The 1,002-nt window shown below is 70.8% G+C and carries 1 protein-coding gene; it reads left to right on the forward strand.

Features of this window, described 5'->3' with window-relative positions; genetic code table 11:
- Window positions 1-297 precede the first annotated feature (297 nt).
- Window positions 298-936: a phosphatase PAP2 family protein gene (locus ACNPM4_RS17935; RefSeq protein ID WP_448986587.1), complete on the forward strand. Its 639-nt coding sequence runs from the start codon at window positions 298-300 to the stop codon at window positions 934-936.
- Window positions 937-1,002: the final 66 nt, after the last annotated feature.

Consider the following 1,002-nt stretch of genomic DNA (forward strand, 5'->3'; position numbering starts at 1 on the left):
CGGAGGATGCCGAGGCCGACGGCGGCAGACAGCACCACGAGCGCGAGAACCACCCCGGCGCCGATGCTCAGACGCAGTCGCCGCCGCGGCGGAGGTGGTGCTTGCGGGGATGCCATCCGGCCAAGCTAGGTGCGCGAGGCAGACTCCCCGTACCCCACAGACCTGAGCCGTGGACAACCGCCGTCGGGCGCAGATGGTGCAGAGGAGCACCGACCCGCGCATCTCCACCGCACGGCGGACCCGGCTACATCCTCCGACCGATGCTCACCCGAGCCCACTGTCCGTAGCGTCGTGAGCATGCCCTCCACTCGTCTGTCCGTGCGCTCCGTCCTGCCCCTGGGCATCGCCTCGGCACTCGCCGCCCTCCTGTTGATCGTCCCGTTGCCGGGGAGCCTCAGCGTGGTCGGCACCCGATGGCTCAGCTCTGCAGGCTCGGCCGTCCCCGCGGTCGAGCTGATCTCCGAAGCGGGGCTCCTCCTGCTCGCCGCCGCCACGGCAGCGGTCATGGCTCGTGCATGGTGGAACCACCATGAACGACGCGTGCACATCGCAGCCTCCGCCGTCGGCGTGGTCCTGGCCTACCTCTTGAGCGAGGGCGGAAAGCTGCTCTTCGCCCAGGCGCGTCCGTGCGCGGTCTGGCAGATCGCCGGTGAGTGCCCGCCACCCGGAGACTGGTCGTTGCCCTCGAACCACGCGACCCTCGCATTCGGCGCTGCTGCGGTGATCGCCATCACCCTCGGACGGTCGTGGCTCACATGGTCGGCGATCGCGCTCGCCTCCGTCGTCGCCGTCGGGCGCGTCGCGCAGGGCGTCCACTACGTCCACGACGTCGCCCTCGGAGCGATCCTCGGCGTGGCCGTCCCACTTCTCGTCGTCATCGGTGTCGAGGCGATGATGCGCGTCGCTCGTGCGCGCGCCGCAGCACAACAGGGGTGACGGCGTCGGCCCCTGGCGTCACCGAAGTGAGCACCAGGGGCCGGATGCAGTCCGTGCGGTGAGAGC

It is taken from the genome of Microbacterium umsixpiens (assembly GCF_053543675.1).

What these genes read in the sequence shown, in the direction of transcription:
- ACNPM4_RS17935 (WP_448986587.1), top strand. Translation starts at nt 298, where the DNA reads ATGCCCTCCACTCGTCTGTCCGTGCGCTCCGTCCTGCCCCTGGGCATC.